8 protein-coding genes are annotated in these 14,682 nt (G+C 61.6%); 6 read left to right on the forward strand and 2 right to left on the reverse strand.

What is annotated here, in order from left to right; genetic code table 11:
• The 5 genes from bcsZ to L2I46_RS09955 all read left to right on the forward strand — a co-directional run bounded on the left by bcsZ (position 1) and on the right by L2I46_RS09955 (position 9,986).
• Complete coding sequence (bcsZ, locus tag L2I46_RS09935; RefSeq protein ID WP_236947814.1) at positions 1-1,110, forward strand: cellulose synthase complex periplasmic endoglucanase BcsZ; 1,110 nt, start codon at positions 1-3, stop codon at positions 1,108-1,110.
• Entirely contained in the window at positions 1,092-4,571 is a 3,480-nt protein-coding gene (gene bcsC / locus L2I46_RS09940; RefSeq protein WP_236947815.1) for a cellulose synthase complex outer membrane protein BcsC, read from the forward strand. The genes bcsZ and bcsC overlap by 19 nt, the downstream gene beginning before the upstream one ends.
• A 243-nt stretch (positions 4,572-4,814) precedes the next feature.
• Positions 4,815-6,821, forward strand: a complete 2,007-nt coding sequence (gene hmsP, locus L2I46_RS09945) for a biofilm formation regulator HmsP (protein ID WP_044525008.1) — start codon at positions 4,815-4,817, stop codon at positions 6,819-6,821.
• 156 nt (positions 6,822-6,977) lie between these two features.
• Positions 6,978-8,264, forward strand: a complete 1,287-nt coding sequence (locus tag L2I46_RS09950; protein WP_023291290.1) for a dicarboxylate/amino acid:cation symporter — start codon at positions 6,978-6,980, stop codon at positions 8,262-8,264.
• Between the two features lie 219 nt (positions 8,265-8,483).
• Positions 8,484-9,986 carry a M16 family metallopeptidase gene (locus L2I46_RS09955; protein WP_032454303.1) on the forward strand — a complete coding sequence of 501 codons (1,503 nt, stop codon included), beginning with the start codon at positions 8,484-8,486 and terminating at the stop codon, positions 9,984-9,986.
• Between the two features lie 54 nt (positions 9,987-10,040).
• Here L2I46_RS09955 and L2I46_RS09960 read toward each other — a convergent pair whose 3' ends face one another.
• Positions 10,041-10,970, reverse strand: coding sequence for a sugar kinase (locus tag L2I46_RS09960; RefSeq protein WP_105491063.1), 930 nt, complete (start codon positions 10,968-10,970; stop codon positions 10,041-10,043).
• A gap of 194 nt (positions 10,971-11,164) precedes the next feature.
• On the opposite strand from L2I46_RS09960, the gene L2I46_RS09965 reads away from it, so the two are divergent.
• Complete coding sequence (locus L2I46_RS09965) at positions 11,165-13,216, forward strand: AsmA family protein (RefSeq protein WP_236947816.1); 2,052 nt, start codon at positions 11,165-11,167, stop codon at positions 13,214-13,216.
• A 37-nt stretch (positions 13,217-13,253) separates the two neighbouring features.
• On the opposite strand, the gene L2I46_RS09970 is transcribed toward L2I46_RS09965, so the two are convergent.
• The gene (locus tag L2I46_RS09970) at positions 13,254-14,576 is read right to left on the reverse strand and encodes an MFS transporter (protein ID WP_017900001.1); all 1,323 of its coding nucleotides are present in this window, start codon (positions 14,574-14,576) and stop codon (positions 13,254-13,256) included.
• Positions 14,577-14,682 lie beyond the last annotated feature (106 nt).

Below are 14,682 nucleotides of genomic sequence, written 5' to 3' on the forward strand. Positions count from 1 at the left end.
ATGATGAAAGTACTTTGCGGCGCGGTGCTCTCCGCGCTGGTACTGGCGGCGGGCCAGGCGAGCGCCGCTTGCCAGTGGCCCGCCTGGGAGCAGTTTAAGAAAGCGTACGTCAGCCCCGAGGGGCGGGTGATCGACCCCAGCGATGCGCGCAAAATTTCCACTTCCGAAGGACAGAGCTATGGCCTGTTCTTTGCCCTGGCGGCCAACGATCGCGCGGGGTTCGACAAGCTGCTGACCTGGACGCAGAACAACCTGGCGGAGGGCGACCTGCGGCAGCATCTGCCGGGCTGGCTGTGGGGTAAAAAGGACGACGAACAGTGGACGCTGCTGGATAGCAATTCGGCATCCGACTCGGATCTGTGGATAGCCTGGGCGCTGCTGGAGGCGGGGCGCCTGTGGCAGCAGCCGCAGTACACCGAGACCGGGAAAGCGCTGCTGGCGCGGATTGTCGACGAAGAGACGGTGGCGGTGCCGGGCCTTGGCACGATGCTGCTGCCGGGAAAAGTCGGTTTTGCCGACGACAGCGGCTGGCGGTTTAACCCCAGCTATCTTCCGCCGCAGCTGGCCACCTATTTTGTGCGTTTTGGCGCGCCGTGGCCCACCCTGCGCGACACGAACCTGCGTCTGCTGCTGGAGACCGCGCCGAAAGGCTTTACCCCGGACTGGGTGCGCTATGAGAAAGGGAAAGGCTGGCAGCTGAAAACGGAGAAGCCGCTGATCGGCAGCTATGACGCGATTCGCGTCTACCTGTGGGTGGGCATGCTTCATGATGGCGATAAGCAAAAAGCGCGTCTGCTGGCCCGCTTTGCGCCGATGGCGGCGCAGACCACGGAACAGGGGGTACCGACGGAGAAAGTGAATATCGCCACCGGTAAAACCAGCGGCCAGGGGCCGGTGGGCTTCTCCGCGGTGATGCTGCCGTTTTTACAGAACGACGAGGCCCGGTCGGTGCAACGACAGCGCGTCGCCGATAACTATCCCGGCGCGGATGCCTACTACAGCGCGGTCCTGACGCTGTTCGGTCAGGGTTGGGATCAACACCGTTTTCGTTTCACTGCGGGTGGCGAATTACAACCTGACTGGAACCAGGAATGCGCAAGCTCTCACTAAGTTTACTCACGCTGTCCCTCGGCGTCGCGCTGCTGCCGTTAGCGCAGGCGGCGACGACGCCCGCCCAGGAACATCTGCTGGAGCAGGTGCGCCTCGGCGAGGCCAGCAATCGTGAAGACCTGGTGCGCCAGTCGCTATACCGTCTGGAGCTGATCGACCCCAACAACCCGGACCTGATTGCCGCGCGGATGCGCTATCTGCTGCGCCAGGGGGATACCGCCGGGGCGCAAAAAGAGCTGGAGCGACTGACGAAGCTGGCGCCGGATTCCCCTGAGCTGAAGGCGTCGCGCAATGAGATGAAAAGCAACACCGGCGAGGGCCGTCAGGCGCTGCAGCAGGCGCGACTGCTGGGCGTGGCCGGGAAGGTCGATGAAGCCATCGCCGCCTATGAAAAACTGTTCGGCGGCGTGCCGGATGATGTTGATGCCGCTATTGAATACTGGACGCTGGTGGCGCGCCTGCCGGCCCGTCATAGCGAAGGCGTCAGCCAGCTGAAAAAACTGAACGCCAGCGCGCCGGGCAACGTCAGCCTGCTGACGGCGCTGGCGAAGCAGATGTTTGCCGATAACAAACCGCAGGAAGGGTTCGCCTATCTGGCGGAAATGGCCCGCTCAGCCTCAGGACGCGGTATCGCCGCCGATATGTGGTTCAGCGAGGTGAAAAGCATGCCGGTGAGCAAGGCCAGCGTGCAGGCGTTGCAGCAATTCCTGCTGCAGTTTCCTACCGGCTCGGTGGCGGCGAACGCCCGCGTCCTGCTTGACCAGCAGCAGGCGCAGCTGCAGGATCCGACGTTCCGCGCCCGCTCGGAAGGGCTGGCGGCGGTCAAATCCGGAAATACCTCGCAGGCGGTGGCGGATCTGCAGAAAGCCGTTCAGGCCGACAGCCGCGACAGCGATGCGGTGGGCGCCCTCGGCCAGGCCTATTCCCAGCGCGGCGACCGCGCGCGGGCGGTGGCCCAGCTCAATAAAGCGATTGCCATGGATCCCGACAGCCCGAATCGCGGCAAATGGGACAGCCTGCTGCAAACCAACCGCTACTGGCTGCTGATCAAGCAGGGGGATAACGCCCTGAAGGCCGGTCAGCTTTCACAGGCGCAGAATTATTATGCCCAGGCGCAGCGGGTCGATCGGACCGACAGCTATGCCGTGCTGGGGCTGGGCGACGTCGCGGCGGCGCGCAAGGCGTCGTCGGCGGCGGAGCGCTATTATCAGCAGGCGTTGCGCCTGGATCGCGGGAATAATCTGGCGGTGCGCGGCCTGGCCAACCTCTATCGCGCTGAATCGCCTGAGAAAGCCAGCGCCTGGATCGCTGGTCTTCCTGCCGCCCAGCGGCGCAGCATCGATGATATCGAACGCAGCCTGACCAACGACCGGCTGGAGAAACAGGCGCAGGCTCTGGAGAGTCAGGGCAACTGGGCGCAGGCGGCGGAAGTTCAGCGTCGGCGCCTGGCGCTCGAGCCGGACAGCGTGTGGATCACCTATCGTCTGGCGCGGGATCTGGTCAGCGCCGGCGAGCGCCAGGAAGCCGATGCGCTGATGCGGGCGATGGTCAACCGCCAGCCGCAGGATGCTGAACGGATCTACGCCTCGGGGCTTTACCTGTCGGGGAACGACCAGGACGATCTGGCGCTGGCGCAAATCGCCGCCCTGCCGCGCAGCGCATGGACGGATAACATTCGTGAACTGGAGGCGCGTCTGCAAAGCGACCGGGTGCTGCGCCAGGCGAACCAGCTGCGCGACAGCGGCGAGGAAGCGCAGGCGATCGCCCTCATCAAACAGCAGCCGGCCTCGGTGCGCTATGACCTGACGCTGGCCGACTGGGCCCAGCAGCGCGGGGACAACCAGACGGCGATTGCCGACTATCAGCGGGTGCTGCGTCAGGAAGCCGACAACGGCGATGCGCGCCTCGGCCTTGCGGAAGTCTATCTGGCCGAGGGCGATAAACAGGCCGCCCGGGCGCAGGTCATGCAGCTGAAAGGCGCAGAGGCCGAATCCATGAATATGCAGCGGCGGGTCGCCCTGGCGCGAGCCGGCCTTGGCGATACCGCGGACGCCCAACAGATTTTTAACCAGATTGTGCCGCAGGCGAAGGCGCAGCCGCCCTCGATGGAGAGCGCGCTGGTGCTGCGCGATGCCGCGCGCTTTGCCACCCGGAACGGGGAGCCGCAGCAGGCGCTGACCCACTACCGGGAGGCGATGGTGGCCTCCGGCATCACCCCCGCACCGCCGCAGGATAACGATACCTTTACCCGGCTGACGCGCAACGACAGCCGGGATGACTGGCTGAAGCGCGGGATCCGCAGCGATGCCGCCGACCTTTATCGCCAGCAGGATCTGAACGTCACCCTGGAACACGACTTTTGGGGATCCAGCGGCACCGGCGGCTATTCCGACCTCAAGGCGCATACCACCATGCTGCAGGTGGATGCCCCGCTGGCGGATGGCCGGATGTTCTTCCGCACCGACCTGGTCAATATGGATGCCGGCAGCTTTTCCACCCACAGCGACGGGAGCTACTCGCCCAGCTGGGGCACCTGCGGGGAGATCGCCTGTACCAGCGGCAGTAAAAATCAGACCGACAGCGGGGCCAGCGTAGCGGTCGGCTGGAAGAATGACACCTGGAGCGGCGATATCGGCACCACGCCGATGGGCTTCAATGTCGTCGATGTGGTCGGCGGCCTGAGCTACAGCAGCGACGTCGGGCCGGTGGGATACACGGTCAACGTGCACCGGCGGCCCATCTCCAGCTCGCTGCTCTCCTTTGGCGGGCAGAAAGACAGCAACAGCCATACTGGCACCACCTGGGGCGGCGTTCGCGCCGACGGCGGCGGTGTGAGCCTCAGCTATGACCGGGGCGAAGCGCACGGTATCTGGTCCTCGCTGGGGGCCGACTCGCTGACCGGTAAAAACGTGGCGGATAACTGGCGCGTGCGCTGGATGACCGGCTACTACTATAAGGTGATTAACGAGAATAATCGTCGCGTCACCGTCGGCCTCAACAATATGATCTGGCACTACGACAAAGATCTCAGCGGCTACACCCTCGGCCAGGGTGGCTATTACAGCCCGCAGGAGTATCTCTCGTTCGCTGTGCCGGTGACCTGGCGTCAGCGCACGGAGAACTGGTCCTGGGAACTCGGCGGATCGGTCTCATGGTCCCATTCGCGTACCCAGACGCAAGCCCGCTATCCGCTGCTGAACCTGATCCCGTCCGACTACCGGCAGCGCGCCAGCGAACTGACGGAGGAGGGCGGCAGCAGCCAGGGATTCGGTTACACCGCCAGAGCGCTGGTGGAGCGGCGGGTGACCAGCAACTGGTTCGTTGGCGCCGCGGTCGATATTCAGCAGGCGAAGGACTACACCCCGAGCCATGCGCTGCTTTACGTGCGCTATTCGGCGGCCGGCTGGCAGGGGGATCTGGATATGCCGCCCCAGCCGCTGGTGCCTTACGCCGACTGGTAGCAGAATAGGCTGAATTACGTCACAGAGCACCACTCCACGGCGCGCTTCGCGTATACTCGTGTGGCGTTGCCCACCGTCGGCCGCCGGGGAGGTCTCTCCGGCGTCTGCGCCACCGCGCGGAGCTATCCCGTCACTTCATCCCTCGCGGGCGTGGGCGAAGGATTTAAGTATATAATCAGCCTGAAACGACCGGGATTGAAGGATTAATGCCGGGTATACATTCAGTATCAGTGGAGAACACCGTTGCGCGTCAGCCGTTCACTTACAATCAAACAGATGGCGATGGTCGCGAGCGTGTCCATGGCCTTTGTATTGGTTTTTTGCACTATTTTGCTGTTTCACTTTGTGCAACAGAGTCGCTTTACCACGGCCACGCAGTTAGAAAGTATCGCGCGATCCGTTCGCGAACCGCTGTCTGCGGCTATTCTGAAAGCCGATATTCCGGAAGCGGAAGCCATTTTAAGCCGTATCCAGCCTGCTGGCATCGTCAGCCGGGCGGATGTCGTCTTGCCCAACCAGTTCCAGGCGCTGCGGATGCGGTTTATCCCTGAGCGGTCGGTGCCGGTGACCATCACCCGGCTGTTTGAGCTGCCGGTGCAGATTTCGCTGCCCATTTATTCGCTGGAGCGGCCGGCCAACCCGCAGCCGCTGGCCTATCTGGTGCTGCAGGCTGACTCCTATCGCATGTATAAATTCGTCATGAGCGCCCTTGCTACGTTAGTGACTGCTTACTTACTTCTGGTGCTGATGCTAACGGTGGCGCTCACCTGGTGCATCAACCGGCTGATGGTTCGCCCCCTGCGGCGTATCGCCCGCGAGCTGAACGATCTCTCCCAGCAGGAGCGTCTTGGCCATCAGCTGACCCTCCCGCGCCTGCACCATGACGACGAGATCGGCATGCTGGTGCGCAGCTATAACCGCAACCAGCAGAGCCTGGTGCGCCAGCATGATGAGCTGTCCATCCAGTCGACCCGCTTCCCGGTCTCCGAGCTGCCGAATAAAGCCTTTTTGCTGGCGATGCTGGAGCAGACGGTGGCCCGCCCGCAGAGCGCCGCGCTGATCGTCGTCGCCTGTGAAACCCTGCAGGACGCCGCCGGCGTGCTCAAGGAGAGCCAGCGCGAAATGCTGCTCCTGACGCTGGTGGAGAAGCTGCGCGCCGCGATCCCGCCGCAGATGGTGCTGGCCCAGGTAAGCGGCTATGACTTCGCCATTCTCGCCGATGGCCTCGCCGAATCCTGGCAGGCGGTGACGATAAGTAAGCAAGTGCTCACTATTATTAATGAACGTTTACCGCTGCATGGTCTGCAGCTGCGGCCCTACGCCAGCGTCGGGATCGCCATGTTCCACCCCGGTCTCAGCGCCGAACAGTTTTACCGGCGCGCGGTCTCGGCCGCGGTCACCGCAAGACGCAAAGGTAAAAATCAGATTGAGTTCTTCGATCCCGAGCAGATGGAAAAGGCTCAGCGCCGCCTGATGGAAGAGCACGAAATTATGACCGCCCTCGACAACCAGCAGTTCGCGATCTGGCTGCAGCCGCAGGTGGCCTGCGCCAGCGGCGAGCTCTGCGGCGCCGAGGTGCTGCTGCGCCAGCGGCAGGCGGATGGCAGCTGGTCGCTACCGCCGGCGCTGATTGAGCGCATTGAGTCCTGCGGGCTGATTATCCCGGTCGGCTACTGGGTGATGGAAGAGGCCTGCCGCCAGCTGGCCGCCTGGCAAAGCCAGGGCATTATGCTGCCGCTGTCGGTCAATGTTTCTCTGCTCCAGCTGCTGGAGCACGACCGTGGCGAGGAGATGCTGAAGCTGATCGCCCGCTACCGCATTGCGCCGGGCACCCTCATCCTTGAGGTGACGGAGAGCTGCCGGATGGACGATCCGCAGGATGTGATGGCGCGGTTGCGGCCTCTGCGCGAGGCCGGCGTGCGGATTGCGCTGGATGATTTTGGCATGGGTTATGCCGGGTTGCACCAGCTGCAGCAGATGAAGGCTCTGCCGGTGGATATTCTGAAAATTGATAAGGTATTCATCGATATGCTGCCGGAGGATGTCAGCATGGTGCCGGCGATAATCCAGCTCGCGCGCGGCCTGTCGCTGCGCATTGTGGCGGAAGGGGTGGAAACGGAAGACCAGTATCGCTGGTTGCAAGCCGCCGGCGTCGAGGTGCTCCAGGGCCACCTGTTCGGTTGCGCTTTACCGCAGGAGGCGTTCAGCGCCCGCTATTTATCCCCGGTCCGGGAAGATGCAAATTTGTAAATGTTTTGTTGACTTGTGCGAGTCAGCTCAAAGATTTTAACAATCGCGTTGCACTTTCGGCGTTAGTTATTTCTGAAATGTTTCCAGGGTGTTATTTTTAAGCCACAGACGTCAAATATCCCTTCTTGCTCTGTGGTTATTCCCAAAGGACACCCTATGAAAACCTCTATCTTTAAAAGCCTCTATGTCCAGGTTCTGACGGCCATAGCGATCGGTATTCTGCTGGGCCATTTTTACCCGGAACTGGGCGCGCAAATGAAACCCTTCGGCGACGCCTTCGTTAAGCTGATTAAAATGGTGATTGCTCCGGTTATCTTCTGTACCGTCGTGACGGGGATCGCCGGAATGGAGAGCATGAAAGCCGTTGGCCGTACCGGGGCGGTGGCGTTGCTCTATTTCGAAGTGGTCAGCACCATCGCGCTGATTATCGGTCTGGTTATTGTCAACGTGGTGCAGCCGGGGGCCGGGATGAACGTCGACCCGTCGACGCTCGATGCGAAAGCGGTGGCGGTGTACGCTGAGCAGGCGAAAGACCAGGGGGTGGTGGCCTTTTTACTGGATGTGATCCCGGGCAGCGTCATTGGCGCCTTCGCCAGCGGCAACATCCTTCAGGTTCTGCTGTTCGCCGTTCTGTTTGGCTTTGCCCTGCATCGTCTGGGCAGCAAGGGCCAGCTGATTTTCAACGTCATTGAAAGTTTCTCGCAGGTCATCTTTGGCATCATCAATATGATCATGCGCCTGGCGCCGATCGGCGCCTTCGGGGCCATGGCCTTCACCATCGGTAAATATGGCGTCGGCACCCTGGTGCAGCTGGGCCAGCTGATCATCTGCTTCTATATCACCTGTATCCTGTTCGTGGTGGTGGTGCTGGGGTCAATCGCCAAAGCCACCGGCTTCAGCATCTTTAAATTTATCCGCTATATCCGCGAAGAGCTGCTGATCGTGCTGGGGACCTCTTCATCCGAATCGGCGCTGCCGCGCATGCTCGACAAGATGGAGAAGCTCGGCTGTCGTAAATCGGTGGTGGGCCTGGTGATCCCGACCGGCTATTCGTTCAACCTCGACGGCACCTCTATCTATCTGACGATGGCGGCGGTCTTTATCGCCCAGGCGACCAACAGCCATATGGATATTTTCCATCAAATCACCCTGCTGGTGGTGCTGCTGCTCTCCTCGAAAGGGGCGGCGGGAGTGACCGGCAGCGGCTTCATCGTGCTGGCGGCGACCATCTCGGCCGTCGGGCATTTGCCGGTGGCTGGCCTGGCGCTGATCCTCGGTATTGACCGCTTTATGTCCGAAGCCCGTGCGCTGACTAACCTGGTGGGTAACGGCGTCGCCACGGTGGTGGTCGCGAAATGGGTTAAAGAACTCGATGCCAAACAGATGGATGATGTGCTGAATAACCGTGTTCCCGCGAACAAAACGCACGAATTATCCTCTTAAATCCTCCTCTTAGGCCCGTACTCCCTTGCTGGAGTACGGGCTCCTGCGCATAATTAGAGGTCATTTCCGCCCGGCGGGAATGACACGAAATGATTATTTTACGTTGTCATGCGACATTTTCGTCTCCGTGTGGTCTAACCGACGTATTTCACTCTCACTTTTTTCGGCAGCCCGTCAGTGGGATGCTGTTGTAACCAGGAATGTTCATCAGGGGTTCACATGCAGGGCACAACAATTAAACTCTTAACGGGCGGTTTGCTGATGGTAGCGGCGGCCGGTTATGTGCAGGCAGAAGCGCTCCAGCCTGATCCGGCCTGGCAACAAGGGACCTTAGCGAATGGGTTGTCGTGGCAGGTGCTGGCCACGCCGCAGCGTCCCAGCGACCGTATCGAAGTCCGTCTGTCCGTGAATATTGGCTCGCTGAGCGAAAGCACTCAGCAGAGCGGTTTCAGCCGTTTTATTCCCCGTCTGGCGTTGACGCAAAGCGGCAGCCTGCCGACGATGCAGGCGCGCTCGCTGTGGCAGCAGAGTATTGACCCGAAGCGTCCTCTGCCGCCGGCCATCGTCTCCTACGATTACACGATGTTTAATCTCAGCCTGCCGAATAACCGCAACGATCTGCTGAAAGAGGCGCTGAGCTGGCTGGCGGACGCCAGCGGTAAACTGACCATTACGCCTGAATCGATCAATCACGCGCTGCAGGGCAACGACATGGTGGCGACCTGGCCGCTGGATACCAAAGAGGGCTGGTGGCGCTATCGCCTCAAGGGCTCCACCATGCTGGGCCACGATCCCGCCGCGCCGCTGAAGCAGCCGATCGACGTGGCGCATCTGAAAGACTTTTATCAAAAATGGTACACCCCCGACGCCATGACGCTGATCGTGGTGGGTAACGTCGACAGCCGCAGCGTCGCTGAGCAAATCAGCAAAACCTTTGGCGATCTGAAGGGCAAGCGGGAAACGCCCGCGGCGGTGCCGACCTTATCGCCGCTGCCCACCGTGCCGGTCAGCATCATGACCAGCGCCGTGCGCCAGGACAAACTGTCCATCATGTGGGACGCCCCCTGGCAGCCGATCCGCGACTCCGCGGCGCTGCAGCGCTACTGGCGCGACGACCTCGCCCGCGAAGCGCTGTTCTGGCACGTGCAGCAGAGCCTGAGTAAAAATAACGTCAAGGATATTGGTCTTGGTTTTGACTGCCGGGTGCTCTATCAGCGCGCGCAGTGCGCCATCAACATCGAATCGCCGGGCGAGCGCCTGAATAACAACCTGGGCGTGGTCTCGCGCGAGCTGGCGAAAGTGCGCGACAACGGCCTGCCGCAGGAGGAGTTTGATGCGCTTATTGCTCAGAAAAGCCTCGAGCTGCAGAAGCTGTTTGCCACCTATGCGCGCACCGATACCGACATTCTGATGAGCCAGCGCATGCGCTCCCTGCAAAATCAGGTGGTGGATATCGCGCCGGAGCAGTACCAGAAGCTGCGTCAGGAGTTCCTCAACTCCCTGACGGTGGACATGCTGAACCAGTACCTGCGTCAGCAACTGTCTCAGGATATGGCGCTGGTGTTGCAGCAGCCGAAAGGCGAACCGGAATACAACATGAAGGAGCTGCAGGCCACGTGGGAAAAACTGATGGCGCCGAGTCCGGCGACCGCAGCGACCAGCGGCAGCGCCGATACGGTTGACGCCCACAGCGAGGCCAGCGACATCCCGTCGGGGCAGTAACCTGACGCCTCTCCGGCGCGCCAGCGGCGGCCGGAGAGCGCTTACAGGTGAGGATTATTGCGGCATTGCTTCCCGGGGGATGATCGCCCCGCGATACTGGATCACCGTGCTGGCGGTCAGATGTCCGCGTCTGGCGGCGGATTCAGCATCGCCGCCGGTCAGGCGCACGGCCAGATAGCCGGCGCTGAAGGAGTCGCCGGCGGCGGTGGTATCCACCACTTTCTCTTTGGCCAGCTTGACGGCCGGCACTTCCCGCAGCGGTTGCCCGCTCACCGAGACCAGGCAGGCATCCGCTCCGCGCTTCACCACCACCTCTTCCACGCCGGCGGCGTGGGTGCGGGCGATCACCTCGGCGACCGGTTTTTCCCCCCACAGCGCGTCTTCATCATCGAGGGTCAGAAACGCGATATCGGTGCAGGCGAGCATCTCCTGATAGACCTGCTGCGCCTCCGCCTGGCTGGCCCACAGGCGCGGGCGATAGTTGTTGTCGAAGATCACCTTGCCGCCGTTGCCGCGGCACTCACGCAGCAGCGTGAACAGCCTGGCACGACTGGCCGGGCTGAGAATGGCGAGGCTGATGCCGCTCAGGTAGAGATAGTCGAACGTGGCCAGCTCTTCGCAAATCGCCGCCGCGCGATCGCTCTCCAGCCAGAATTTTGCCGCCGCCTCGTTGCGCCAGTAGTAGAAGGTGCGCTCGCCGGCGTCATCGGTTTCAATGTAATACAGCCCCGGCAGGCGGTCGGCCATCCGCTGGATCAGGCTGGTGTTGACGTTTTCCTGCTGCCAGCTGTCGAGCATCTGCTGGCTGAACGCATCGGTTCCCAGCGCGGTGACGTAGTGGACGCTCAGCGCGCTGGCATCCGTCTGCCGCGCGATATAGACCGAGGTGTTTAAGGTATCGCCGCCAAAGCCGCGGTTAACGGCCCCGTTCTTCTCTGACAGCTCAATCATGCATTCGCCAATGACGGCAATTTTTTTAGACATAGCCAGAACCTGCAATGGAATCGATATAAGCGCTAGTGTGCGCTGCGCTGTTTTGCTGGTCAATCATATTAAAACATCGTTCCATTATTTTTTTGACCTGACGCGCGTAATGTGACGAAAAGCGCATTTCCAGGAGAAACGCCGCTTTTTGACTATATTCAGGACTGACGTGATGCAAAAGGAGCGGAGTAGGGATGAGCAGAACCCGTAAAACGTTGGTTATCATCACAGGAACGATACTGTTGCTGATCGTTCTCTTTTTTATCGTGTTGGCCACCTTCGACTGGAACCGGCTGAAGCCGACGATTAATCAGAAAGTATCTGCCGAGCTGAACCGCCCGTTCGCCATCCGCGGCGATCTCGGCGTGGTCTGGGAGCGGCAGCCGGAAGAGCGCGGCTGGCGCAGCTGGATCCCGTGGCCCCATGTGCACGCGGAGGATATCGTGCTGGGCAACCCGCCGGCCATTCCCCAGGTGACCATGATCCACCTGCCGCGGGTGGAGGCGACCATCGCCCCGCTGGCGCTGCTGAGCAAAACGGTGTATCTGCCGTGGATCAAGCTGGAACAGCCCGACGTGCGGCTGATCCGCCTGGCGGAAGACAACAATAACTGGACCTTTCAGCTGGCTGGCGATCAGCGTGCCGCGGGGGACAGCGCCCCCTCCAGCTGGTCTTTCCGTCTCGATAACATTCTCTTCGATCGCGGGACTATCGCCATTGATGACAAGATCACCCGCAGCGATATCACCATTCTCGTCGATCCCCTCGGCAAACCGCTGCCGTTCAGCGAAGTCACTGGCACGAAGGATCGGCATAGCGCGGCGAAACCAGGCGACTACGTCTTTGGCCTGTCGCTGAAGGGCCGCTATAAGGACCAGCCGGTCACCGGCAACGGTAAAATCGGCGGCATGCTGGCTCTGCGCAGCGCAAGCACGCCTTTCCCGCTGCAGGGCGACTTCCGTTCCGGCAATACGCGGGTGGCGTTCAGCGGCACGGTCAGCGATCCGCTCAACGTCGGCGGCATTGACCTGCGGCTGAAATTCGCCGGCGATTCGCTGCGCGATCTCTACGACCTGACCGGCGTGCTGCTGCCGGAGACGCCGTCGTTCTCCACCGACGGCCGTCTGCGCGCCGACTTTAAGCAGAAAAACAGCATGCGCTTTGACTATCAGAATTTTAACGGCCGGATCGGCGATAGCGACATTCATGGTTCCCTGACCTATACCACTGGCAAACCGCGGCCGAAGCTCAGCGGCGACATGGAGTCGAAGCAGCTGCGGCTGGCGGATCTCGGGCCGTTAATCGGCGTCGACTCCGGCAAAGGGACGAAGAAAAGCGCTGCGCGCCAGGCGGGCGATCGGCCGCAGCCGGCGGGTAAAGTGCTGCCGGCGGACCGCTTTGAAACTGATAAATGGCAGGTGATGGATGCCGATGTGCGCTTTAAGGGCCGGAGAATTGAGCACGGCGGTACGCTGCCGATCAGCGATCTGGCGACCCACGTGATCCTGGAGGATGGCGACCTGCGCCTGCAGCCGGTGCGCTTTGGCCTGGCCAACGGGTCGATTGCCGGCAGCGTGCACCTGCAGGGCGATAAAAAGCCGCTGCAGGGTGAGGCCAATCTGCAGGCGCGGCGCCTGAAGCTGAAGGCGCTGATGCCGAACGTCGAGATGATGCAGAAAACCCTCGGCGAGATGAATGGCGACGTTCAGCTGCGCGGCAGCGGCAACTCGGTGGCGGCCCTGCTCGGCAACAGCAACGGCAACCTGAAGCTGCTGATGAATGACGGCCTGATCAGTCGCAACCTGATGGAAATTCTCGGCCTTAACGTCGGTAACTACCTGATCGGCCAGATTTTTGGCGATGAGGAGGTTCGGGTGAACTGCGCGGCGGCCAATATCGACGTGACCAACGGCGTCGCCCGGCCGCAGATTTTTGCCTTCGATACGGAAAACGCGCTGATCAATGTGACCGGGACCGCCAGCTTCGCCTCCGAGCAGCTGGACCTGACCATCGATCCGGAAAGCAAGGGCTTCCGGGTGATCACCCTGCGTTCCCCGCTGTATGTTCGCGGCACCTTTAAATCGCCGCAGGCGGGGGTGAAGGCCGGGCCGCTGATTGTCCGCGGCGCGGTAGCGGCGGCGCTGGCTACTCTGGTGACGCCGGCTGCCGCGCTGCTGGCGCTGATCTCCCCGGCGGAGGGCGATAGCAACCAGTGCCGGACCATATTGTCGCAGATGAAAAAGTAGGGGAGAGCCCTGACGCCAGCGGCGTCAGGGCGAAGGATCACAACGACTGGTGGCGGGTCTCGTGGGTCAGCAGCAGGGCGATCAGCGTCAGCGCCGCCATCGCCGCCAGATAGGTGCCGACCGCCGCGAGGCCATAGTTGCCCTGCAGCCAGGCGGCAATGTACGGCGCGACCGAGGCGCCGAGGATCGACGACACGTTATAGGAGAACGACGCCCCGGTGTAGCGCACTTCCGTCGGGAACAGCTCCGGCAGCAGCGCGCCCATCGGGCCAAAGGTCAGTCCCATCAGGCTTAAGCCCAGCAGCAGGAAGGCAAAGACCAGCAGCGGGTTACCGGAACCCAGCAGCGGTTTAAAGGCGAACAGGGCGAACAAAATAATCATCGTGGTGATGATAATCATGCTCTTACGACGACCAAAGGCGTCCGCCAGCAGGCCGGCGATCGGCACCATCACGCCAAAGCCAATCACCGCCATCATCAGCATCCACAGCACTTCGTTACGCGGCAGGCCCAGGCCATTCGGCGCCGCGCCGGTGCTGAAGGTCATCGAGTAGACGGTCATGATGTAGAACAGGGTATAGGTTGCCAGCATGATGAAGGTGCCCAGTACCGTCACGCGGACGTGTTTGGTCAACAGGGTACCCAGCGGGATTTTGACCTGTTTTTTCGCCGCCGCCACTTTGGCGAAGACCGGGGTCTCATGCAGCGAAACGCGAACATACAGACCGATGATCACCAGCACCGCGGAGAAGATAAACGGCACGCGCCAGCCCCACTCCATAAACTGCTGATCGGTTAACAGCCAGGAGAGCAGCAGGAAGGTGCCGTTGGCGAAGAAGAAGCCGATCGGCGCGCCCAGCTGCGGGAATGAGCCATACAGGGCGCGCTTGCGCGCCGGGGCGTTTTCCGTTGCCAGCAGCGCTGCGCCGCCCCACTCCCCTCCGAGGCCAAGCCCCTGACCGAAGCGCGCCAGCGCCAGCAGCATCGGCGCGACAATGCCAATGCTTTCATAGCCGGGCAGCAGGCCGATCACCACAGTGGAGATCCCCATGGTTAACAGCGAGGCCACCAGGGTGACCTTCCGGCCGACGCGATCGCCGAAGTGGCCGAACAGCGCGGAGCCGATTGGCCGGGCGACGAAGGCGATGGCGAAGGTGGCCAGCGACTGCAGGGTGGCCGCGGCGGCATCGCCCTGCGGGAAGAAGATATGCGGGAAGACGATGACCGCGGCAGTGGCATAGATGTAGAAGTCGAAAAACTCAATGGCGGTGCCAATGAGCGAGGCGACAACGACTTTATTGCGTGAGTTGACCGGGGCGGTTTCCTGCGTGTTTTCGAGTGTGGTGGCTGTGGCTTGCATAGATCTTTCTTATTTTTGCGCGAACGAAAAGCCATATAGCCACAGCCATCGGGACATTTCAATCTGTAACAAACGCGGAAAATGAGCAAAAAAGAGGCAAAAAGCG

It is taken from the genome of Klebsiella sp. 2019SCSN059, assembly GCF_021739525.1.
GTDB lineage: Bacteria > Pseudomonadota > Gammaproteobacteria > Enterobacterales > Enterobacteriaceae > Klebsiella > Klebsiella quasipneumoniae.

Excerpts from the sequence above, each read along its gene's own strand:
- L2I46_RS09970 (WP_017900001.1), bottom strand. The coding sequence starts at position 14,576 with ATGCAAGCCACAGCCACCACACTCGAAAACACGCAGGAAACCGCCCCG.
- L2I46_RS09965 (WP_236947816.1), top strand. The coding sequence starts at position 11,165 with ATGAGCAGAACCCGTAAAACGTTGGTTATCATCACAGGAACGATACTG.
- L2I46_RS09960 (WP_105491063.1), bottom strand. The coding sequence starts at position 10,970 with ATGTCTAAAAAAATTGCCGTCATTGGCGAATGCATGATTGAGCTGTCA.
- bcsC (WP_236947815.1), top strand. The coding sequence starts at position 1,092 with ATGCGCAAGCTCTCACTAAGTTTACTCACGCTGTCCCTCGGCGTCGCG.
- L2I46_RS09955 (WP_032454303.1), top strand. The coding sequence starts at position 8,484 with ATGCAGGGCACAACAATTAAACTCTTAACGGGCGGTTTGCTGATGGTA.
- L2I46_RS09950 (WP_023291290.1), top strand. The coding sequence starts at position 6,978 with ATGAAAACCTCTATCTTTAAAAGCCTCTATGTCCAGGTTCTGACGGCC.
- bcsZ (WP_236947814.1), top strand. The coding sequence starts at position 1 with ATGATGAAAGTACTTTGCGGCGCGGTGCTCTCCGCGCTGGTACTGGCG.